Origin of the sequence: Rhizobium sp. WYCCWR 11128, assembly GCF_013416305.1 — a bacterium.
Taxonomy (GTDB): Bacteria; Pseudomonadota; Alphaproteobacteria; order Rhizobiales; family Rhizobiaceae; genus Rhizobium; species Rhizobium indicum.
Genome location: NZ_JACCEZ010000001.1, coordinates 37,872 through 56,506 on the forward strand (window position 1 = coordinate 37,872; position 18,635 = coordinate 56,506).

The window sequence follows — 18,635 nt, forward strand, 5'->3', positions numbered from 1 at the left end:
CTAACCGCCCTGAGCCTGCCGCCAGGAAGAGAATTCCGCGATGGTTTTCGAGGCGATCTGCTGCATCACCGAGGCTGGAACGCCCGCCCATGGATCGGCCGCGGCCGTCGGCACGCTTTCCTGGCCCTGGATGCGGTGCAGGCGGCCGCCGCCGCTGTCGAGAATGTCCCAAACATAGACCACGGTGACCTTGCCGTCGTCGCTGAAGGCGGAGAGGTAGCCCTTGAGGATGTAGTCGCTGCTCGCGTCGTTCGAACTCTTGATGGAAAGGCCGTGCGCGCGCGCCTCGGCACCGAGCTGGCGCGAGAGCGGTGTCACGGCCTGCACCGGCGCGCCGATGATCGGTAGGAAGCGCACGGTATTGCCGCGGGCGGAGGAGGAACTGGGGGGGAGGGCGGCGGTCTGCTGCGGCTGTTGCGCCTCGGCCGGCGGAGCCGGTTGTGCGGCAAGCTCACCACTGGCCGCCGGCGGGGGCAGCGATTGTCCGTCGATCGGAGCAGAGGCGGCCGGTGAGGAGCCGCTTCTCGACAGGGCGTCTGCCTGTTCCTGCATCGTCGTCGGCGCCGCGCCGGTGCCGGGCCGATAGGCCCGCTGTGACTGATCATAGGCTGGATGGTAGCCGCCCTGCTGCGAGCTTCCCGAGAAACGCGGCCGGCGGGTGCCCGCCAAACGCTCGGCTTCGCTCTGCGTCACCGGGCTCGACGGGGCTCCCCCGGAGGAATTGCCGATATCGACCTGGGGCGTCAGTGCATCGGTCGTATTGCAGGCTGTCAATAGAGCCATGACGAACAGGAGCGTGGGCACAATCGCAGCTCGCGTCATCCCTTGGTCTGTCCTTCCCGCAATCGCAATCAGCCCCACCCGAATTTATGCGGGTGGGGACGGTCATCTGTCAATTCCGGATTCTCACCGGTCAGAGCCCGATGAAATCGAGCGGATGGCGGGATAGCGCGCGCGGCGCGTCCGCTGTCGTCAGATAGGTCTGGCCGAGCGTCATCGCCGTGCCCGTATCGGAATCGGCGATGATCATGTGCACGAAGAGCGACATGTTCGGCTCGATCGGCTGCGGATTGCCGACATGGAACATCTGATGCTCCATCCAGGAGGGCGAGAAGCGGGCGCCGAGCGAATAACCGCAGGCATTCAGCCGGTGGCGGGCCAGGCCGCGCTCATCAATGATCCTGGCATGCATGTCGAAGACATCGCCAAAGGTCTGGCCGGGCTTGAGCACGGTCTCGATCGCCTCGATGGTTTCGCGGCAAGCGTTATAAAGCTCGCGGTGGCGATGCGTCGGCTCGCCGATGACGATCGTGCGCATCATGGCGGCATGGTAATGCGCATAGGCGCCGGCCCATTCGAGCGTCAGCTGGTCGTTGGCGTCGAGCTTGCGGCGGCCGGCCTTGTAGCGGCAAAGCAGGGCATCGGCGCCGGAGCCGATGATGAACTCGTTGGCGGGGTAGTCGCCGCCGCCGGAAAAGATCGCGCCCTGCATGGCGGCGAGGATATCGGCCTCGTCGGCGCCAGGTTTTGTCAGCCGGATCGCGGCATCGAGCGCATCGTCGGCGAGAACGGCGGCGCGCTCGACATAGGCGACCTCCGTCGGGCTCTTGATCAGGCGCAGGCGGCTGACGAGGTAGGAGGCGTCGACGATCTGGCCGAAGGTGGTCAATTGTGCGTCGAGCAGCCGGGCGACGCGGCCGGTCATGCCGTGCGTATCATATTCGATGCCGATGCGGGCGCCGAGCAGGTCCATCTCGACCAGCAGGTTCTTCAAGTCGAGCGTCGGGTCGGCATTGACCCGGTCGACCCAGATATGGATGTCCTCGAGGATCGAGGTATGCCTGGCCTGGCGAAGATCGGCCGAGCGGGTGATCAGCGCCATGGTGCCGTCGCTCTTGACGACCAGCGTCTGGAAGAAGCAGTAGCCGAAGGTGTCGTAGCCGGTCAGCCAGTACATGCTTTCCTGGGCGAAGAGCAGCAAGGCGTCGAGCTTTTCTTCCTTCATCTTCTCGGTGAGGCGCGCAAGCCGGCTTGCGAATTCGGCCTTTTCGAAATGCAGTGCCATTCTGCTCAAGTCTCCCTGATTGATATCGCGGAAATCTGGCGGCCGTAATCCGGCTCCTTGCGATGTGTCGTCCTACGGTAGGAAAAGAAGCGCTCATTGTCCGGATAGGTGCAGAGGCCGAGGCTTTCGGCGCGCACGCCGGCTTTCGTCAACCGGTCGACCGTCAGCGCCGGCAGGTCGAACATGGCGTGGCCGGGCGCTTCGGAAGGCACGAAAAAGCGCTCGTCCTCCGGGTTTTCGGCGACGAAACGCTCGACGAACTCAGGGCCAACCTCATAGCTCGCCTGGCTGATCGAGGGGCCGAGGCAAGCGACGATGCGAGCGCGGTCCGCACCCAGTGCCTCCATGGCGGCAATGGTGTTTTCGAGCACGCCCGTCAGCGCACCCTTCCAGCCAGCGTGGGCAGCGCCGATGACGCGATTGTCCGGGTCGGCAAACAGGATGGGTCCGCAATCGGCGGCGAGCACACCAAGCGCAATGCCAGGGGTGCGCGTTACCATCGCATCCGCGTCGGGGTGGGCGCCGTCGTAATCGGCGCCGATCGCCACGACATCGGGGGAATGGACCTGATGCACGGTTGCCAGCCGCTCGACCGGCAAGCCGAACCAAGCAGCGACACGACGGCGGTTTTCCAGGACCTTGTCGCGTTCGTCGCTGGAGCCGAGGCCGACATTGAGGCCACGATACAGCCCTTCGGAAACGCCGCCGGCCCGAGTGAAATAACCGTGCCGGATCGTGGCGCCCGCCGCTTCTTTCAGCAGTGCGCTTTCGATCGGTGCGGGAGAGGCCGCGTCCTGCATCTGTGATTCCGGGGTTTTCGAGGGGTTTGTTATTATCCCAAGCGCATCGCATATGCGGCGCGCTTCAAGTTCTTGTTTCGGGCGGATGTTGAACCAGCCGCGTGCGCCCTGTCAATCCACCGGACGAAAGGGCATGAGATCGAGGGCGGGATAGGAGACCGCCATCACCTTGAAGAGTTCGCCCATCCGGCCTTCACCGGCGCCGGCGAGCCTTTCGACCGCCGCCTGGATGACCTGCTGGGTTTGCGGCTCGCGATCGCGGCCGAGGGCTGTTGCGCGCTCGAGGATGCCGAGGCCGGTCAGGAAGTCACCCTGATGCAGGGCGCCGTTCAGATGGAGGCCGGCCGCTAGCGCCGTTTCTGCGAGCTGCTGGAAGTCGACATGGCTCGTCAGATCGGCTTCGCCGGGATGGGCGAGCGGCGGGTCGAATTCATGCATGCGCACGGCCTGCAGCGTATCGCCGAAGCCCGTGACGAGATGGCCGTAGTCGATCGCAAGCGCCGTGCCGCCGAAGGCGCGCAGCCGCTCACAGATCGCCATCATCACCGCCTGGCGGGCAGGCGAGATCTCAAAGAGGGTGCCGACCGGCACGTTCTGCACCGGTTCGGGAAGAAGCGTGGGATCGAGACCGGCGACGCCGGCGGCGAAAGTCAGCTCGCCATCGGCGTCGATACCGACCATGCGCTCACGGAAACCCGTCGGCATGCGGACGAACTGGCGGATCGGGATGGCGTCGAAGAGTTCGTTGGCGGCAATCAGCGTGAAGCCGGGCGGCACTTCGTCGAAGCCATCGTGCCAGGTGATCTTCTCGCCGTGGGGTTCGAGCGTCTGGCTCTGGACGTCGCGCAGTCGCTCGCTGGTTTCGACGAGATGCACGGTCATGGCGTCGAAAAGCGGTGGAGCGATGCGGGAGATGACGCGCAGCATGTCTGATATCATGGTGCCGCGGCCGGGGCCGATCTCGACGAGGCGCACATCAGTCGGTGTGCCATGGCGCTGCCACGCATGGACGATGAAGACGCCGATCATCTCGCCGAAGATCTGGCTGACCTCCGGCGCGGTGACGAAATCACCGGAACGGCCGAAGGGCTCGCGGGTGCGGTAATAGCCGTGTTCGGGGTCTGCCAGGCAGAGCGAGAAATAATCGGTGACGCTGATCGGGCCGTTGGCCTGGATAATCGCCTTGATCTTTTCGCCTAGAGCGGTGGTCATGTCGGGCGTCCTGCCGTTTTCAGAGCTGCAGCGCAGCCTGGCGGCGAGCCCGCAGCATCGCCCAGAGGCCAAGCAGGATCATCGGGGAGGAGAGCACCATGCCCATGGTCAGCCAGTTCGTGCCGAGAAGGTAACCGAGCTGGGCATCAGGCTCGCGGAAGAATTCGACGAAGATGCGTGACAGCGCATAACCGCAGACGAAGACGCCTGTAATGAAGCCGGGGCTTTTCAGCGCGCGCAAGCCATAGACGAAGGCGGCCAACACCAGGAGCAGAACGATGCCTTCGAGGCCGGCTTCGTAAAGCTGGCTCGGATGGCGGGCGAAGGGACCGCCGGTCGGGAAGACCACGGCCCAGGGCACGTCGGTCAACCGGCCCCACAGTTCGCCATTGATGAAATTGGCGATGCGGCCGAAGAACAGGCCGAAGGGAACGACGGCGGCGACGATGTCGAACAGGCTCCAGACCGGGATGGCGTTGCGGCGGGCAAAGAGGATCATCGCGATCGTCGTGCCGGTCAGACCGCCGTGGAAGGACATGCCGCCATTCCAGATCTCCAGCGCACGGACGGGACTGCGCAGGACGGCGGGGAGATCATAGAAGAAAATATAGCCGAGACGACCGCCGAGGACGACGCCAAGCGCTGCCCAGACGATGAAATCGTCGAGCTGCGTCTTTGATATCGGCGAGACGTTGCCGGGCCAGAGACTGTCATTGGCGGCGATGCGGCGCGCATAGGCCCAGCCGAGCAGGATGCCGGCGACGTAAGCGAGACCGTACCAGTGAATCGCCAGCGGACCGATCGAAAAGGCGATCGGATCGATATCCGGGAAAGGCATGATGGCAAGGAGATCGGCTGCTGTCGGCAAGGTTTTCCACCCGTTGAGTTGCGCGGAACATGCCGCTGCGATCCCGGACGGTCAAGTCCATTGTTCGTGATGGCCAGTTCCCGGCCGGTTCCGGCAAGCTTATGCCGTGTAAAGCGCTTGCATCGTCGATGGCGAAGCCCTACCTCAATCCTCGAGGCCCTGAAGGGCTGAATTCACCTCATGCCAAGGGAGAAAAACGCCATGACGACCGGAACGAACCGAATCATGGACGAATTCGCCAAGCTGATGACCGATGCGGCCGGTGCCGCCCAGGGCGTCCGCAAGGAGATCGAAACCGCCTTCAACGCCCAGGCCGAGCGTTGGCTGAACAGCATGGACATCGTCAAGCGCGAGGAGTTCGAGGCCGTGCGCGAGATGGCGATCAAGGCACGCGACGAGAACGAGGCGCTTGCCGCCCGCATCGCAGCGCTCGAGGCGAAGCTTGCCGGCGAGGGCGCTTAAGTCCCGATAAGACACAGATGCGGCGTTGCCTTCATGCCACACGCCGCATCTTCCGTAAAAAAACCAGGTGAGTTTTCCACCTGTGGACACTGCCAAAAAAGCCAATTCGCAGAGTCGCTTATTCTCCCTTCTGAATTGAATTTCGAAGAGCCTTTCCACAGTGGTCGGTCCTATTTTCCGTTCGGGGGGCTGGCAGGGGGCAAGGGGCGCTATACACTGATTTTAAATGATGATTCGAAGCGACTTAGTAAGCTCCGGGCAGGTTATCTGCGTTAAGTCTGGCAGCGGTTCAACGATCATCCGAGTGGTGGTTCCGGTATTTTGCGTGTGTCTTTCTTGTGTTCGTACACCAAGTTAGGTCGCATTCGTTCCGGTCAAGAAGGTGCTGCATGAACCTGATGGAATTGGAAGTCGAGCGTCAGTCGAACCCGGTCGATATGATCGAGTACGTTGCCTCCAACAACGACTGGTCGTTCGAACGGTCCGGCGAGGACGAGATCGCGATGACGGTCGAGGGCCGCTGGACGGACTACCACGTCTCCTTCTCCTGGATGGAGGAATTCGAGGCGCTGCATCTTGGCTGCGCCTTCGATATCAAAGTCCCCGACATCAGGGTCAATGAGGTGGTCAAGCTGCTCTCGGCGATCAACGGGCAGGTGCTGATGGGTCATTTCGACCTCTGGCGCCAGGAAGATGTTGTCATTTTCCGCCAATCGCTGCTGCTTGCGGGTGGCGCGGAGCCTACCAATCGCCAGGTGGAGGTGCTGCTTTCCAGCGCGCTCGACACCTGCGAAGCCTATTTCCAGGCATTCCAGTTCGTCGTCTGGTCCGGCATGGAAGCGACGAAGGCGATGGAAGCCGTGCTGTTTGAAACGGTCGGCGAGGCATAAGATGCCGACGACCCCTTTTTCCTCGACACATCCCGTCGTTCTGATCGGTGCCGGAAACATGGGCGGGGCGATGCTCTCCGGCTGGCTGAAAAGCGGCGTTCCGGGCTCGGCCGTGATCGTTGTCGATCCCGGCCCGTCGCCGGCCATGCTTTCGACGATCAGCGAGGCTGGCGCGACCCATCTGACCGCGCTTCCTGCGGATTTGAAGGCAAGCGTGCTGTTCCTCGCGGTCAAGCCGCAGGTGATGGAGACCGTGCTGCCGGCGGTGAAGAGTGCCGTCGGGCCGGACACGGTCGTCGTCTCGGTCGCGGCCGGCAAGACGCTCGGTTTCCTCGAGAAACATCTTGGCAAGGCCGCCATGGTGCGGGCCATGCCGAACACGCCGGCCATGGTCGGGCGCGGTGTCACCGGTGCCTTTGCGAATTCAGGGGTCAGCGATCCGCAGCGCGAACGCGTCCATTCCCTTCTGCGCGTCTCGGGGCCGGTCGAATGGGTGCCGGCGGAAGCCGATATCGATGCCGTGACGGCGCTTTCGGGCAGCGGTCCTGCCTATGTGTTCTATCTCGTCGAATGTATGGCGGAGGCAGGCCGTAAACTCGGCCTGCAGGCGGACCTCGCCATGCGTCTTGCGCGGGAAACAGTCGCGGGGGCTGGTGAACTCATGCACCAGTCCCCCGACGACGCTTCGCGGCTGCGCGAGAATGTGACCTCTCCCGGCGGGACCACGGCGGCGGCGCTCGCCGTGCTGATGGCCGAAGACGGCATGCAGCCCTTGTTCGACGCAGCCCTTGCGGCGGCGCGCAAGCGGGCCGAGGAACTGGCTGGCTGACGGAGACCATATGGCCGAAGAGATCACCTACGCCGATTTCGAGCGTGTCGATATCCGCGTCGGCACGATCATCGAAGCCAGTCCCTTTCCGGAGGCGCGCAAGCCGGCGTTCAAACTCCTGATCGATTTCGGTTCTGACATCGGCATTAAAAAATCCTCAGCGCAAATCACCGTGCACTATACGACGGAAAGCCTGATCGGCCGGCAGGTGCTCGGCGTCGTCAATTTCCCGCCGCGCCAGATCGGGCCGTTCCGCTCGGAGGTGCTGACGCTGGGTTTCGAGGACGAGAACGGCGCGATCGTGCTTGCTGCGGTCGAACAGCCGGTGCCGAACGGCCAAAAGATGATGTGAGCGCGAGCTCACACTAAAGCGCGTCGCGTCGAATCGGATTCACGCGACGCGCTTCAAGTCTTTATTTTATGCAAGTCGTTATCCCAAAACCGCTGCGCACTTTGGGCGAATGCATTAGTTGTTCGGGGCTTCGCCTGACGTGGCCGCATCGGATCCTCTACGAGGTCTGATCTCCTGCAGAAATGGATTGCTTCGCCGCTCGTCGCCGATGCGGCTGCCGGGGCCGTGGCCGCAGATGAAGCCGACGTCGTCGCCGAGCGGTAATACCTTGTCGCGGATCGAATCGAGAAGCTGCTGATGATTGCCGCCGGGCAGGTCGGTGCGGCCGATCGAGCCGTTGAAAAGCACGTCGCCGAGATGAGCGAAATTCTGCGTGCGGTTGAAATAGATGACGTGGCCGGGGGCGTGGCCGGGTGTGTGATAGACTTCGAATTCATGGGCGCCGAAAGAGATCTTGTCGCCGTCCTTCAGCCAGCGGTCGGGCACGACGTCGCGCAATCCTGATATGCCGTATTTTTCAGCCTGGGTTTCGATCCGCTGCAGCAGCGGCAGATCGTCCTGATGCGGGCCGACCACGTCGATGCCGAGGGCCTCCTTCAATTCGCTGGCACCGCCGGCATGGTCGAGATGGCCGTGTGTCAGCCAGATTTCCTTGATGTTCAGGCCATTCTGGGCAATCGCCTGCAGGATGAGCGGCACGTCGCCGCCGGGATCGACGACGACGCCTTCCTTGGTATCGGGATCGAAGAAGATGGTGCAGTTCTGCTGGAAGGGTGTCACCGGAATGATGCCGGCCTGGAGCATGCCCATAAGTGCCTCGCTTGGTGTCTCTGCTGCTTCGGGTATAGTCCGAAACCGCTGCAAGGACAGCCGGAATCTTCCACCATGGCGGCCTGCCTCACGGCAAAAAGACGGACTGCAACAAGAGTTTATGCCTCTCTTCGCCATTGCCATAGAGCGGAAAAATCGAATTTTGCTCAATTCTTCAAGGGACTTGGACGAAATCTCCCGCAAGCGGTGTTTCGCTGGGCGGAGGGCCGGGGAACATCGTGGAACCCCGTGCGTTGTCAGCCCATCGAAACCAAGGAGACCCTCACATGACCTTGAAGAGAAACATTCTGTTGGCTGGAGCCGTGCTCCTGGCAAGCGGTGGTCTTGCGCAGGCGGAGATGATGGCCACGACGGTCAATGATCTCAACGTTCGCGCCGGCCCGGGGCCGCAATATCCGACGGTCGGCCTTGCTACCCGCGGTTCGACCGCGGTGCTTGATGGCTGCATCGAAGGCAGCCGCTGGTGCCGTGTCGACGTCAACGGCATGCGCGGCTGGGTCTATGCCGATTATCTGCAGGTCGATCATGGCGGCAGCTCTGTCATCGTCGAACAGCACCGCGCCGAGATTGGCGTTCCCAGCGTGACTTACGAGTCCACCGCAAGTGTTGTTCCGGCCGATCCGCAGCCGGCACCGGGCGACGAGTTGCTCGGCCCCGTCGGAGCGGTCGAGACCATCACCCCGCCGGAGACGGTTCGCACCTATATCGACACCAATCCGGGCCAGACGGTACAGCTTGGCGGCGACGTCGTCGTCGGCGCGGAAGTGCCTGGCGATGTCACCTTCCAGACGATTCCCGACTACGAGTACCGCTATACGAGGATCAACGATCGGCAGGTGCTGGTCGATCCCGGTACGCGCCGGATCGTCTACGTCTATCAATGACGTGATCGACAGAAACTGAGGCGAGGCGGACATCGGACCGCCTCGTTCCGGGGCGCTTCTCCCTGCCTTAATCCCGCATCGGTTGATTTTTCTTAACGCTTTCCTCCAAAATATGATAAAATACTAATATGCCGAAGGTTCGGCATGGATCGGCGATCGGGGAGATCGCCAGAGGAGGAAATCATGGAAGCCCTACTTCCGCTCATCACACAATTGATTGCCGGCGCAATCGGCGGCAACGCCGCGAGCGCCGCTTTGAAGCAGCAGGCGATCAACGTCGTTGCCCGTACGATCGCCGGTGCGATCGGCGGCGTCGCCGGTGGCATGCTGCTCAGCATGGTCGGTGGGGAAGCGGCTATGACCGGCCTGATCGCCGACAGCATCGGCGGCCTGATCGGCGGCGGCATTCTCTCGACGCTCGCCGGACTGGTCATGGCGCGGGCTCATAGATAAAGGCCCGACGGGTCTGTATCTACAGCGCCGCGCGTCTTTTCAGACGCACAAAGGACGCTGTAGCACTTTGAACCGCTGCATAATTTCATCCTTAAACCGATTCCGATTTAAGGAATTATGCAGTGGCCGGACCTATTGCGTGAGGCCCTTATCCGGCGGCGATCGCCGCCGGATAGACTTCCTTCATGTAGTCGTTCATCGGCGTTTCGGAGATCGTCGACGGCGCGAAGCGATACGGGCCGATTTCGGAAACCGGGTCGATGACAGTCTGGCGGATGATACCGTTCAGGAAGCAATCCGGGGTCGGCGTATGAATGACGCCGTCCTTGATGAAGAAGATGTTGGCGCTGGTCGCCTCAGTTATCTAACCGCGATAATCGAGCATCATTGCATCGGCGTAGCCCTTGGCTTCGGCGGCGTGCTTGGAAATGGTGCAGATCATGTAGAGACCGGCAGCTTTGGAGGCGCAGGGCGCCGTCTTCGGATCGGGACGACGGTATTCGGCGATATCGAGGCGGATGCCCTTCAGCTTTTCGCGCGGGTTGTAATAGCTGCCCCATTGCCAGATGGCGATGGCGACGTTGATGCGGTTGGCCTGCGCCCCGTCCAGCTGATTCAAAGGAATCGAAGCCATCCCCAAACTCCTCCAGCGCTTCAAACGCTATGCCTGTTGATTGTTGTCCCCATTACGTTTTATCCACAGACGCAAGGGGAAATCGCGTATTGCGTCGGAGTGCCGGACGGGCCTTGTTTTCTGGAGAAATGCCAGGGAGATGAGAGGCCGTGCGGGGCTCACGCAGAGTTCGCGGAAGCTAATAGCGACGCAAATTTATGTCAATAAAGCTGACATATCTTCACGAAAGCTTCCGGCAGCGCGCGGAACAGAAAGGAAATGCCGAGTGTCACGACAGACCGGCCCGAAAGCAGGCAAGCCAGAGCCGCTAGCCACGCCGATGGAAGATACTGATATCATCGATTTCGAGATCATCGAGCTGTTCTTCTTCGCCTATCGCGACTTCGTTTCCGATCCTGACGCTATCCTCGAAAAGAGCGGCTTCGGCCGGGCGCATCACCGCGTCGTGCATTTCGTCAACCGCAATCCCGGTATGACGGTAGCCGATCTCCTCGAAACGCTGAAGATCACCAAGCAGAGCCTTGCAAGGGTGCTGAAACAGCTGATCGACTCAGGCTATATTCGCCAGGTGGCAGGTCCTGAAGACCGGCGGCAGCGCAAGCTCTATCCGACGAAATCGGGACGAGAGCTGGCGCTTGCTCTTGCCGAGCCGCAATCGCGCCGCATTGAGCGGGCATTCGAAGGGGCTTCTGCGGAGGTGCGGGAGGGCGTAAAAGCTTTCCTCAGCGGCATGCGGGACAGACAGAAGGCGGATTGAATGGCGGTCAAGACAGATATTTCCGACGATGCGGCGCACTTGCTGGTGGTCGATGACGACTCCCGCATCCGTGCGCTGCTCAATCGCTATCTCGCCGAAAACGGCTTCCGTGTCACCGTCGCCGCCGACGGCGCCGAGGCGCAGCGCAAGCTTGCGGGTCTCGACTTCGACCTGATCATCATGGATGTGATGATGCCCGGCGAATCCGGCATCGAGGTTACCCGCGGGCTTCGCGCCATCAAGAACGTCCCGATCATCATGCTGACGGCGCTGGCAGAATCGGGCAACCGCATCGAAGGCCTCGAGGCGGGCGCCGACGACTATCTTTCCAAGCCCTTCGACCCGCGCGAACTGGTGCTGCGCATCAACAACATCCTGCGCCGCAACGCCGGCGGCGAGGGACCGAAGATAGAACAGGTGATGTTCGGCCCCTACACCTTCTCGCTGACCCGCAAGGAGCTGAAGAAAGCCAGTGAGGTGATCCGGCTCACCGACCGCGAGCAAGAGATCATGCTGCTCTTTGCGCGGCGTGCCGGCGATACGATCCCCCGCCATGAGCTGATCGGCAACGATACCGAAGTCGGCGAGCGGACGATCGACGTGCAGATCAACCGGCTGAGGCGTAAGATCGAGGACGATCCCGCCAATCCCGTCTGGCTGCAGACCGTGCGCGGCATCGGATACAGGCTGAGCATCGACTAAACTCAAGGTTCGGGACCGGCGCTGATGGTGACGATCGACAGTTTGCGGCGGGAAGACCGCACTTCTGCGCCGGGCTGGCGCTCGATCGTCCGCTGGCTGCGCCGGCGGCTGCCGACCGGACTTTACGCGCGTTCGCTGCTGATCATCATCATTCCGATGGTGCTCTTGCAATCCGTCGTCGCCGCCGTCTTCATGGAGCGCCACTGGCAAATGGTGACGGAGCGGCTGTCGCTTGCGGTCACCCGTGACATCGCCGCGATCATCGAGATCATCGAGACTTATCCGCAGAATTCGGACTATAGCGAGATCGTCCGCATCGCCCGCGACCAGCTCAGCCTGCAGATCTCGATCGAGCCGGATGGTGATCTGCCGCCGCCGCGCGTCAAGCCGTTCTTCTCGATCCTCGACGGCATCCTCAGCGACGAGATCACCGACGAGATCCATCGGCCTTTCTGGATCGACACGGTCGGCAACTCGAACCTCGTCGAGATCCGCATCAAACTCGACAACAAGATCCTGCGGGTGCTGACCAAGCGCAGCCAGACCTATGCCTCGAACACCCATATCTTCATCGTCTGGATGGTCGGCACCTCGCTGGTGCTGATCGGCATCTCGATTCTCTTCCTGCGCGGGCAGATCCGGCCGATCCTGACCTTGGCGCGCGCGGCCGAAAGCTTCGGCAAGGGGCAGAAGCCCGATAATTTCTATCCGCGGGGCGCCGACGAGGTCAGGCGCGCCGGCCTTGCCTTCATTTTGATGCGCGAGCGAATCGAACGGCAGATCGAGCAGCGCACCGCGATGCTCTCCGGCGTCAGCCATGATCTGCGCACCATCCTCACCCGCTTCAAGCTGCAATTGGCGCTGGCCGGCGACAATCCCGACCTGCATGGCCTCAACGATGACATCAACGACATGCAGACCATGCTGGAGGCCTATATGGCCTTCGCACGCGGCGAGGTCGAAGAGGATGTCGGCGAGCTGAAACTCAGCGAGATCTTCGCAAAGCTGGAATCGGATTTTGCCCTGCACGGTAAAAAATTCAGCTATTCCATCGAAGGCGACGACGATATCTCCGTCAGGCCGAACGCCTTCATGCGTCTCGTCACCAACCTTGCCTCGAACGCGCGCCGTTATGCCGATAGGCTCGACATCGAGGCCAAGCACAATGCCAAATGGCTGACCGTCATCTTCGACGATGACGGGCCTGGCATTCCCGAAAAGAACCGTGAGGACGTGTTCAAGCCGTTCTTCCGGCTGGATACGGCGCGCAACCTCGATGCATCAGGCACCGGGCTCGGCCTTGCGATCGCCCGCGACATTGCCCGCAGCCACGGCGGCAACGTCACGCTCAGCGATAGCCCGCTCGGTGGGCTGAGGGCAACGATCCGCATTCCGGCTTAAGCGTTGGCGGTAGCCGTCAGCTTGACGGCTTTGCGCGCATCGAAATCGTCCAGGCGTTGGACGATCCAGCGCCAGAGCGCGGCGACTTGCATGAGGAGATCGCGTCCGAGCGGCGTCAACTCGTATTCGACGCGCGGCGGCACTTGGGGATAAAGCGTGCGGATGACGAGGCCATCCCTTTCGAGGGTGCGCAGCGTCTGCGTCAGCACTTTCTGGCTGATGCCATCGACCCTCTCCATAAGGCGCGAGAAGCGCAGGGGAGCGCCGGCATCGGAGAGCACATGCAGGATGCGCAGCGGCCATTTCGCCGCCGCCCGTTCGATCAGTTCACGGGCCCGCCCGTCCTGTTCGTCCGTCATGCTGCTGCAGAAATCGAACATGTCGCTGCTCACGTCAGTTACCTCAAGGTGTGTATAGATCGTCTGGGTACCTTCTTTCGATCGGATACAATAGACCATACATGAACCGGGAACCAAACAAGGAGGGTTTCCGATGTTCAGAGTCTGGTTGATAACAGGGAGTTCGCGCGGTCTCGGCCGGGCGCTGGCGGAGGCGGTATTGGCTGCCGGCGACAATCTGGTGGCGACTGCGCGCGATCCCGGCCAGCTTGCCGATCTTTCCGAGCGGTATGGCGATCAGGTCCTGACGCTGGCGCTTGACGTGACCGACGAGGTGGCGGCAGCGGCAGCAGTCGAAGCTGGTGTGAAGAGGTTCGGGCGCATCGACGTGCTTGTCAACAATGCCGGCTACGGCAATGTTGGCTCGATCGAGGATACCAGTCTTGCCGATTTCCGCACCCAGATCGAGACCAACCTCTTCGGCACGATAATCATGACGAAGGCGGTCATCGCCCTGATGCGCGGGCAGGGGGCGGGGCACATCATCCAGTTCTCATCCGTCGGCGGCCGGATCGGACCTGCCGGGCGCGGCGCCTATTCGGCGGCGAAATTCGGTGTCGAGGGCTTTTCCGAGGTGCTGTCGAAAGAGGTTGCGCCGTTCGGCATCAGGGTGACGGTGATCGAGCCCGGCGGCTTCAGGACCGATTTTGCCGGCTCCTCGACGGTGCTTGCCGAAGGGCGGCAGGACTATGCGGAGACGGTCGGCGCCACGGTGCGCTTCCAGCGCGAGTACGATGGTCGCCAGCCCGGTGATCCTGCCAAAGCGGCTGCGGTCGTCATCCACATCGCCGGTCTCGACGAGCCGCCGTTCCGGCTGCTGCTCGGCAGCGATGCGGTCCACAATGTCGAAAAGGCGGATGCGGCGCGTATCGAAGCCGATCGGATGTGGCGCACCGTGAGCGTCTCGACCGATTTTGATGCCGAGGGGGAGTCCATGCCTCAGATCAGGATGATTTTAGGCCCGATCGGCCTAAAATCTGAAGCCTGATCTAAATCAAAGAAATAGAGCAGGATGTCGTCCGAAAACCGCGCACACTTTTCGGCATCATGCTCTAGGAACAAGAAGGCCGGTTGACCCAGGCAAAACTAAAGCGCCGCTGAAAAGCGGCGCTTGGCATCAGGGATGATGGCGAAATCAGCCGGCAGTGCAGAAGTGGCTGCGGCCGTCATTGCCGATATAGGTGCCGCTGCGTGGATCGAACGAGCGGTAGCGGTAGGAGCAGTAACGCTGCCATTGCGGCGACCAGGGCTCTACCGCTGTGCGGACCGGCGCGTAATATTCCGGCTGATCGACATAGACGCGGCGCGGGGCGCGATAGACCGGAGCGGGCTCGTAGTAATCCGGCTCGTAGGCTGGGTCGATGTAGCGGCGCTCTTCGTAAACCGGCCCGTTATTGGCATTGGCGATGGCCGAACCGACGATCAGCCCGGTGGCAAGGCCGACGGCGCCGCCGACCCACGCATCGTTGTTGCCGTGATTGCCATGGCGCCAGTGGCGGTCGCGGGCCGACGCTTCACCGATGGCGGAAAGCGTGAGTGCGGCAGCGGTTGCCGTCAGCAGAAGGGTCTTGGCGAGCCTGTTCATAAGCATAAATCCTAATCCCGGGAACCGAACGCCGGTCCCTTTCTCGATGGTCGCAGTCGTACAGATTTGTAGCTGAACGAAGGCTGAACAACAAAACCCGGCATTGCTGCCGGGCTTCAACTCGAATTCGCCAGCCTTGTTAAGGGTTCAGCCCGCAATCTGCAGATTGACGGCCTTCGGGCCCTTGCCGCGGCGATCCGGCTCCGTGTCGAAGCTTACCTTCTGGTTTTCCGTCAGACCGGCCAGGCCGGAAGCCTGAACGGCAGAAATGTGAACGAAGATATCGGCGCCGCCCCGGTCCGGCTTGATGAAGCCGAAGCCTTTGTCGGTATTGAAGAATTTTACAGTGCCAGTCTCTGCCATGCCTCAGGTCCTTTTCTCTCTGCCCGCCATCCACACGGGCAGCATCATAGCATTGCCTCCTTGCGGGAGGTGTTGGCAGGCAATTCTTGAAATTTGAGAAAAAGGTCCCCTCTACCTCGGCCTGTTCCAGGCAGGACTTTCGCCCGCCATTTTCGGAACCGGCTGACCGGGATATTAGCGTTCCCGGCGCGCAAATACTTAAGGACTTCCCATGCTCGCAAAATGCCCGAACGCGCTGAGAGTGCTGCGTTTAAAGGATTTTGGCAAGCAAAAGTTTTTTAACGTGTCGTTGCGGGCACACCCCCGCCGATATCCAATTTGCGCAAAAACGCAAAATTTCCTTCGCCGATAGGGAATGATTAACGTTTTATATCGTCGGCAATATAAGTTCCGAGCAGAATTTCCCAAAAATGCAACGTGAACGCGTCTCCCGCATTCGATAAATTTTTTTCCCGATGGGTGACCCACCCATATTTGGACGCGTGTTCACGTGGCTGGCAGGCGTCGGCGGGTCAATCCCGGCACGAGTTCGACCACAAGCATAGCGATAAACATGAGCGCGCAACCTGCATAACCTGTTACCGGCATCGTCTCGCCGAGCAGCAGGGCTGCAAGCGAGGCACCGAAGAGCGCTTCGGAAGAAAGAAAGATCGCGGCCTGCGAGGGCGTCGTGTAGCGCTGGGCGATCACCTGCAGCACGAAAGCCACGCCCGAGGAAAAGATGCCGACATAAAGGATCTCCGGCGCCGCGGCCTGTATTGCCGAAAGGCTGACAGGTTCGATGGCTGCGGCAACGGCCAGCGCACAGACTGCGGTGACGGCAAATTGCGTGGCGGAGAGCGCGAGCGGCCTTCCGGTCTCGGAAACGGTCGTGCCGGCAAGGGTGATCTGGATCGCCCAGAAGACGGCACAGACGACGGTCAGCAGATCGCCAGGTGTCAGCGCCGAGAGGTGGCCGCCGGACAGGAGATAGATGCCGGTGACCGCCATCAGCGCGCCTGGCCAGATGATCCAATGCGGGGCACGGCGCAGAAAGAACACGGCGATCAGCGGTACGAAGACGACATAGAGGCCGGTGATGAAGCTGGAATTCGTCACCGTCGTCGTCTGCAGGCCGACCTGTTGCGTGGCTGCGCCGCCGAAAAGGGCAAGGCCGATCAGGATATAGAGCTTCGCATGGCGTGCGCGGGTCTTCTCCTTTGCCTTGCGCGCTTCAAAAAGGACGAAGGGCAGCACGGCCAGCGTGGCGACGGCAAAGCGCAGGCCAATGAACCAGAAGGGACCGATCGCCTTCATCGCCGTCGACTGCGCGACGAAGCCGCCGCCCCAGATAGCGGCTGCAAGCAATAGGAGGAGGTTCGCCTGAACGCGCTTCATGTCGTCCTCGATGGGAAGGGAGATGTGCCCGAGCGGTTAGCAGTTGCGTTTGCTTTCGGCAAGGGTGAAGACTTCGTGCCTGACGACGGAGGTGAAGACATGCGAGGCGAAGAACGGAAGCCGGCCGGCGGTGCGGCGATAGCGGGGACAGCAGGCTATTCCGGCACGCCGCTCGTCAGGAAACTCGGCCTTGCACACGGGCAGGCGGCTGCTCTTCTCGGCATTCCTGAAACGATCGTCGCCATCAATGGTTTTGACGGTTTTGCGTCTGTCGCCCGCGCGCTTCCAGAGACGCCTCAGCGTATGTTCGACTATGTGCATTTGTTTGCGACAGAACGGGCGGCGCTGGAGGCGGCCGCGTTTGCGCTTTTCCGCGCCCTGAGGCGGGATGGGATGGTCTGGATTTCCTGGCCGAAGAAGAGTTCCCGCGTGCCGACCGACATCACCGAGGACGTGCTGCGGGAGGTTCTGCTCCCAATCGGTCTGGTCGACGTCAAAGTCTGCGCCGTCGACGAGATCTGGTCCGGGCTGAAGTTCGTCATCCGCAAGGAGCTGCGCGGCGCGTTGTGACGTCTCAGCCGTTACGGGCTTGGGCCCTCGAGATCCTGAGCAGCACGCCGTTATCCTCGTCCGTCACCATCAGCAGCGCTCCGTCGGGTGCAACGACGACGTCGCGGACGCGGCCGTATTCGCCCTTGAACAGGCGCTCTTCGGTAACGAAGGCGCCGCCGTCGTCACGCTGCATGCGCGAGAGCAGCTGGAACTTCAGCGCCGCGACGAGGAAATTGCCGTCCCATTCCGGGAACATGGCGCCGCGATAGACGACGAGCGCGCCCGGCGCGATCGAAGGATCCCAATGATGCAGCGGCTGTTCCAGCCCCTCCTTGGCGGTGCCTTGGCCGATCTCGGCGCCTGAATAGTCGCGGCCATAGGTGATGATCGGCCAGCCGTAATTCTTGCCGGCCTCGGGCTGATTGATCTCGTCGCCGCCGCGCGCGCCGTGTTCGACGGTATAGAGCTTGCCATCCTTGGCGTCGAAGGTGATGCCCTGCGGGTTGCGGTGGCCTTTCGACCAGATTTCCGGCAACGCCTTGCCGCCGTCCTTGAACGGATTGTCGGCAGGAATGCTGCCATCGGGATTGATGTGGATGATCGAGCCGGCATCGTCCTGCCAGTTCTGCGAACGGTCGCGATTGCCGCGATCGCCGACGCTGATGAACAGCGAGCCGTCACCTGATATCGCGATACGCGAGCCGTACTGGATATTGCCTGACGTGAAGCGCCGCATGGTGAAGATAGGCGTCACGGCATCGAGTGCTTTTTCGTCAGTGGAAAGCTTGGCGCTGAAGGCTTCGGTGCCGGAGCCCTGGCTGTTGGCGATGGCGGCGGTGAAATAGAGTTTGCGAGATGTGGCAAAGTCAGGCGCGAGCGCCACGTCCATCAGGCCGCCCTGGCCACGGGCACTGACCTTGGGCACGCCCCCAATCGGGTCGGAGACTTTGCCGGCGCGGACGATGCGCATGCGGCCCGGCCGCTCGGTGACGAGATAGGCGCCATCGGGCAACACCTCGACTGCCCAGGGATGTTCGAGGCCGTCGGCGAGCTTGTCGACACGGACGGCGAGTTCCTGAGTGTTGATGGTATCGGCTGCATCCGCGGACACGGCGCCGAACAGGACCAGCGCTGCGGCGAAATGGAAGGCGGGCATTCTCTTCATCTTGCTTCCCCGTCGTCTCTTCAGGCTGAACGTGGAGCGGGCAGGGGAGAGCTTC

Annotated in this window: 22 protein-coding genes and 1 pseudogene; 11 read left to right on the forward strand and 12 right to left on the reverse strand. The window is 61.8% G+C overall.

The window, feature by feature from the left end; genetic code table 11:
• From HX898_RS00175 to lgt, 5 genes are all read right to left on the reverse strand, one after another.
• Positions 1-822 (reverse strand): hypothetical protein, encoded by an 822-nt coding sequence (locus HX898_RS00175; protein WP_180193674.1) that lies wholly within the window; start codon positions 820-822, stop codon positions 1-3.
• A 91-nt stretch (positions 823-913) separates the two neighbouring features.
• A complete protein-coding gene (locus HX898_RS00180) occupies positions 914-2,065 on the reverse strand; it encodes a Xaa-Pro peptidase family protein (RefSeq protein ID WP_017961468.1) in 1,152 nt (383 codons plus the stop codon).
• Between the two features lie 5 nt (positions 2,066-2,070).
• Positions 2,071-2,865, reverse strand: coding sequence for a peptidoglycan editing factor PgeF (gene pgeF / locus HX898_RS00185; RefSeq protein WP_180193675.1), 795 nt, complete (start codon positions 2,863-2,865; stop codon positions 2,071-2,073).
• A 111-nt stretch (positions 2,866-2,976) separates the two neighbouring features.
• Positions 2,977-4,077 carry a class I SAM-dependent methyltransferase gene (locus tag HX898_RS00190; protein ID WP_180193676.1) on the reverse strand — a complete coding sequence of 367 codons (1,101 nt, stop codon included), beginning with the start codon at positions 4,075-4,077 and terminating at the stop codon, positions 2,977-2,979.
• Positions 4,078-4,096: 19 nt separating this feature from the next.
• On the reverse strand, positions 4,097-4,945 hold the full coding sequence (gene lgt / locus HX898_RS00195; RefSeq protein ID WP_138386934.1) for a prolipoprotein diacylglyceryl transferase: 849 nt from the start codon (positions 4,943-4,945) through the stop codon (positions 4,097-4,099).
• 201 nt (positions 4,946-5,146) lie between these two features.
• Here lgt and HX898_RS00200 point away from each other — a divergent pair, with 201 nt between their 5' ends.
• From HX898_RS00200 to HX898_RS00215, 4 genes are all read left to right on the forward strand, one after another.
• Complete coding sequence (locus tag HX898_RS00200) at positions 5,147-5,407, forward strand: accessory factor UbiK family protein (RefSeq protein ID WP_003541711.1); 261 nt, start codon at positions 5,147-5,149, stop codon at positions 5,405-5,407.
• Between the two features lie 389 nt (positions 5,408-5,796).
• Positions 5,797-6,297, forward strand: coding sequence for a YbjN domain-containing protein (locus tag HX898_RS00205; protein ID WP_003541709.1), 501 nt, complete (start codon positions 5,797-5,799; stop codon positions 6,295-6,297).
• Between the two features lies 1 nt (position 6,298).
• On the forward strand, positions 6,299-7,126 hold the full coding sequence (gene proC / locus HX898_RS00210) for a pyrroline-5-carboxylate reductase (RefSeq protein WP_180193677.1): 828 nt from the start codon (positions 6,299-6,301) through the stop codon (positions 7,124-7,126).
• Between the two features lie 10 nt (positions 7,127-7,136).
• Positions 7,137-7,478 (forward strand): tRNA-binding protein, encoded by a 342-nt coding sequence (locus HX898_RS00215; RefSeq protein WP_180193678.1) that lies wholly within the window; start codon positions 7,137-7,139, stop codon positions 7,476-7,478.
• Positions 7,479-7,592: 114 nt separating this feature from the next.
• On the opposite strand, the gene HX898_RS00220 is transcribed toward HX898_RS00215, so the two are convergent.
• Positions 7,593-8,288, reverse strand: a complete 696-nt coding sequence (locus HX898_RS00220; protein ID WP_171598439.1) for an MBL fold metallo-hydrolase — start codon at positions 8,286-8,288, stop codon at positions 7,593-7,595.
• Positions 8,289-8,575: 287 nt separating this feature from the next.
• On the opposite strand from HX898_RS00220, the gene HX898_RS00225 reads away from it, so the two are divergent.
• Both HX898_RS00225 and HX898_RS00230 read left to right on the forward strand, forming a co-directional pair.
• Positions 8,576-9,193 carry a DUF1236 domain-containing protein gene (locus HX898_RS00225; RefSeq protein ID WP_180193679.1) on the forward strand — a complete coding sequence of 206 codons (618 nt, stop codon included), beginning with the start codon at positions 8,576-8,578 and terminating at the stop codon, positions 9,191-9,193.
• A gap of 183 nt (positions 9,194-9,376) precedes the next feature.
• Positions 9,377-9,646: a hypothetical protein gene (locus tag HX898_RS00230; RefSeq protein ID WP_180193680.1), complete on the forward strand. Its 270-nt coding sequence runs from the start codon at positions 9,377-9,379 to the stop codon at positions 9,644-9,646.
• 148 nt (positions 9,647-9,794) lie between these two features.
• On the opposite strand, the pseudogene HX898_RS00235 reads toward HX898_RS00230, so the two are convergent.
• Positions 9,795-10,247: pseudogene (locus HX898_RS00235) on the reverse strand (aminotransferase class IV); the annotation flags it as partial.
• A gap of 298 nt (positions 10,248-10,545) precedes the next feature.
• Here HX898_RS00235 and HX898_RS00240 point away from each other — a divergent pair.
• Genes HX898_RS00240 through HX898_RS00250 form a run of 3 tightly spaced genes read left to right on the forward strand, consistent with a single transcriptional unit; the run spans position 10,546 to position 13,140 of the window.
• The gene (locus HX898_RS00240; RefSeq protein ID WP_017989072.1) at positions 10,546-11,037 is read left to right on the forward strand and encodes a MarR family transcriptional regulator; all 492 of its coding nucleotides are present in this window, start codon (positions 10,546-10,548) and stop codon (positions 11,035-11,037) included.
• Positions 11,038-11,739: a response regulator transcription factor gene (locus HX898_RS00245; protein ID WP_011652933.1), complete on the forward strand. Its 702-nt coding sequence runs from the start codon at positions 11,038-11,040 to the stop codon at positions 11,737-11,739.
• 24 nt (positions 11,740-11,763) lie between these two features.
• Positions 11,764-13,140 (forward strand): ATP-binding protein, encoded by a 1,377-nt coding sequence (locus HX898_RS00250; RefSeq protein WP_180193681.1) that lies wholly within the window; start codon positions 11,764-11,766, stop codon positions 13,138-13,140.
• Here HX898_RS00250 and HX898_RS00255 read toward each other — a convergent pair.
• Entirely contained in the window at positions 13,137-13,598 is a 462-nt protein-coding gene (locus HX898_RS00255; RefSeq protein ID WP_180193682.1) for a helix-turn-helix domain-containing protein, read from the reverse strand. The two genes, HX898_RS00250 and HX898_RS00255, sit on opposite strands and share 4 nt — an antisense overlap.
• 34 nt (positions 13,599-13,632) lie before the next feature.
• Here HX898_RS00255 and HX898_RS00260 point away from each other — a divergent pair, with 34 nt between their 5' ends.
• Positions 13,633-14,526: an oxidoreductase gene (locus tag HX898_RS00260; protein ID WP_180193683.1), complete on the forward strand. Its 894-nt coding sequence runs from the start codon at positions 13,633-13,635 to the stop codon at positions 14,524-14,526.
• Positions 14,527-14,673: 147 nt separating this feature from the next.
• Here the strand turns inward: HX898_RS00260 and HX898_RS00265 are convergent, their stop codons facing one another.
• The 3 genes from HX898_RS00265 to HX898_RS00275 form a co-directional block, all read right to left on the reverse strand.
• Positions 14,674-15,129 (reverse strand): BA14K family protein, encoded by a 456-nt coding sequence (locus tag HX898_RS00265; RefSeq protein WP_180193684.1) that lies wholly within the window; start codon positions 15,127-15,129, stop codon positions 14,674-14,676.
• A 141-nt stretch (positions 15,130-15,270) separates the two neighbouring features.
• A complete protein-coding gene (locus HX898_RS00270; protein ID WP_003561293.1) occupies positions 15,271-15,486 on the reverse strand; it encodes a cold-shock protein in 216 nt (71 codons plus the stop codon).
• 486 nt (positions 15,487-15,972) lie between these two features.
• Entirely contained in the window at positions 15,973-16,863 is an 891-nt protein-coding gene (locus tag HX898_RS00275; protein ID WP_180193685.1) for a DMT family transporter, read from the reverse strand.
• A gap of 99 nt (positions 16,864-16,962) precedes the next feature.
• On the opposite strand from HX898_RS00275, the gene HX898_RS00280 reads away from it, so the two are divergent.
• Positions 16,963-17,433 carry a DUF3052 domain-containing protein gene (locus HX898_RS00280; RefSeq protein ID WP_180193686.1) on the forward strand — a complete coding sequence of 157 codons (471 nt, stop codon included), beginning with the start codon at positions 16,963-16,965 and terminating at the stop codon, positions 17,431-17,433.
• A 4-nt stretch (positions 17,434-17,437) separates the two neighbouring features.
• Here HX898_RS00280 and HX898_RS00285 read toward each other — a convergent pair whose 3' ends face one another.
• The gene (locus HX898_RS00285; protein ID WP_180193687.1) at positions 17,438-18,580 is read right to left on the reverse strand and encodes a PQQ-dependent sugar dehydrogenase; all 1,143 of its coding nucleotides are present in this window, start codon (positions 18,578-18,580) and stop codon (positions 17,438-17,440) included.
• Positions 18,581-18,635 lie beyond the last annotated feature (55 nt).

Bases quoted from the DNA above. Each gene is read 5' to 3' on its own strand.
- HX898_RS00175 (WP_180193674.1), bottom strand. From the start codon at position 822: ATGACGCGAGCTGCGATTGTGCCCACGCTCCTGTTCGTCATGGCTCTA.
- HX898_RS00180 (WP_017961468.1), bottom strand. From the start codon at position 2,065: ATGGCACTGCATTTCGAAAAGGCCGAATTCGCAAGCCGGCTTGCGCGC.
- pgeF (WP_180193675.1), bottom strand. From the start codon at position 2,865: ATGCAGGACGCGGCCTCTCCCGCACCGATCGAAAGCGCACTGCTGAAA.
- HX898_RS00190 (WP_180193676.1), bottom strand. From the start codon at position 4,077: ATGACCACCGCTCTAGGCGAAAAGATCAAGGCGATTATCCAGGCCAAC.
- HX898_RS00200 (WP_003541711.1), top strand. From the start codon at position 5,147: ATGACGACCGGAACGAACCGAATCATGGACGAATTCGCCAAGCTGATG.
- HX898_RS00205 (WP_003541709.1), top strand. From the start codon at position 5,797: ATGAACCTGATGGAATTGGAAGTCGAGCGTCAGTCGAACCCGGTCGAT.
- proC (WP_180193677.1), top strand. From the start codon at position 6,299: ATGCCGACGACCCCTTTTTCCTCGACACATCCCGTCGTTCTGATCGGT.
- HX898_RS00215 (WP_180193678.1), top strand. From the start codon at position 7,137: ATGGCCGAAGAGATCACCTACGCCGATTTCGAGCGTGTCGATATCCGC.
- HX898_RS00220 (WP_171598439.1), bottom strand. From the start codon at position 8,288: ATGGGCATGCTCCAGGCCGGCATCATTCCGGTGACACCCTTCCAGCAG.
- HX898_RS00225 (WP_180193679.1), top strand. From the start codon at position 8,576: ATGACCTTGAAGAGAAACATTCTGTTGGCTGGAGCCGTGCTCCTGGCA.
- HX898_RS00230 (WP_180193680.1), top strand. From the start codon at position 9,377: ATGGAAGCCCTACTTCCGCTCATCACACAATTGATTGCCGGCGCAATC.
- HX898_RS00245 (WP_011652933.1), top strand. From the start codon at position 11,038: ATGGCGGTCAAGACAGATATTTCCGACGATGCGGCGCACTTGCTGGTG.
- HX898_RS00250 (WP_180193681.1), top strand. From the start codon at position 11,764: ATGGTGACGATCGACAGTTTGCGGCGGGAAGACCGCACTTCTGCGCCG.
- HX898_RS00255 (WP_180193682.1), bottom strand. From the start codon at position 13,598: ATGGTCTATTGTATCCGATCGAAAGAAGGTACCCAGACGATCTATACA.
- HX898_RS00260 (WP_180193683.1), top strand. From the start codon at position 13,633: ATGTTCAGAGTCTGGTTGATAACAGGGAGTTCGCGCGGTCTCGGCCGG.
- HX898_RS00265 (WP_180193684.1), bottom strand. From the start codon at position 15,129: ATGCTTATGAACAGGCTCGCCAAGACCCTTCTGCTGACGGCAACCGCT.
- HX898_RS00270 (WP_003561293.1), bottom strand. From the start codon at position 15,486: ATGGCAGAGACTGGCACTGTAAAATTCTTCAATACCGACAAAGGCTTC.
- HX898_RS00275 (WP_180193685.1), bottom strand. From the start codon at position 16,863: ATGAAGCGCGTTCAGGCGAACCTCCTCCTATTGCTTGCAGCCGCTATC.
- HX898_RS00280 (WP_180193686.1), top strand. From the start codon at position 16,963: ATGCGAGGCGAAGAACGGAAGCCGGCCGGCGGTGCGGCGATAGCGGGG.
- HX898_RS00285 (WP_180193687.1), bottom strand. From the start codon at position 18,580: ATGAAGAGAATGCCCGCCTTCCATTTCGCCGCAGCGCTGGTCCTGTTC.